At 32.6% G+C, this 1,003-nt stretch carries 2 protein-coding genes; both read left to right on the top strand.

The window, feature by feature from the left end:
* A partial coding sequence (locus AMN78_RS00875) for a site-2 protease family protein (protein WP_179850583.1) occupies positions 1–354 on the top strand: 354 nt, incomplete at its 5' end.
* Between the two features lie 142 nt (positions 355–496).
* A complete protein-coding gene (locus AMN78_RS00880; RefSeq protein ID WP_022735395.1) occupies positions 497–772 on the top strand; it encodes an HU family DNA-binding protein in 276 nt (91 codons plus the stop codon).
* Positions 773–1,003 lie beyond the last annotated feature (231 nt).

The following is a 1,003-nucleotide window of genomic DNA, read 5'->3' on the forward strand; positions in this document are numbered from 1 at the left end:
GTAATAGACGCTTCATGGAATTTTATTATTTCAATGTTTAAAGGCACGGGAGACACCAATCAACTAGGCGGCCCTATAAAAATAGCTAAAATCACTGGCCAGGTTGCAAAACTTGGCTTTATAGCTTTTCTAAGTATTATGGCCTACATATCGATTAGTTTAGGATTTATTAATTTGTTGCCTATTCCTATGTTAGATGGAGGTCACTTGATGTTTTATGCTTTTGAAAAGGTTTTAGGCAGACCTCTAACTCAAAAGACCCAAGAAGGATTCTTTCGAATCGGTCTTTTTTTACTACTTTCTTTAATGTTTTTTACAACATTTAATGATTTGAGAGATTTAGGCTTATTTTAAGCCATTTTTTTATTCAAAAAAGTTAGTAATATCAACGATTTTTGACCATACAATATATTGTGTTGATATTTACGTGAAACACCAAAAAAATGTTGATTTTATTGGATTTTTATAGAGATTAGTAAATAACTAAGGGGCATAAATGAATAAAAAACAATTAGTTGCAAAAATATCGTCCACACTGGGTCAAAGCAAAGCAGATGCTGAGAGAACTTTTGACTCAATAACGACTATTATTTTAGATGCCTTAAAGAATGACGATACTGTAAAGATAGCTGGTTTTGGTACTTATAAAGTAGCAAAAAGAAAAGCTAGGGTAGGAAGAAACCCTCGAACAGGTGAGTCCATTCAAATTGCTGCATCACAAAAAGTTAAGTTTTTACCAGCTAAAAGCTTAAAAGAAATGTTTAACCGATAAACGTTTTATTTAGCCCTTATTTGATAATCTCAAATAAGGGCTAAACTACTTGCAAAAACTGCATAGCTCAAATTTAGACAATTCAATTCTTTTTCAATAGTTAAAATCCTATAACGCACGCTTAACAAGGGAGTTAGTTATGAAAAAATACTTAGGATACTTTCTAGCAGGAACAGCTGTTTACTTTGGCTTTGCAGGTCTTAGCTATGCTGAGACTACAGTGTCTGCAGA

This window comes from Candidatus Pelagibacter communis (genome assembly GCF_001179945.1).
In the GTDB taxonomy this organism is placed as follows: domain Bacteria; phylum Pseudomonadota; class Alphaproteobacteria; order Pelagibacterales; family Pelagibacteraceae; genus Pelagilacustribacter; species Pelagilacustribacter ubique_A.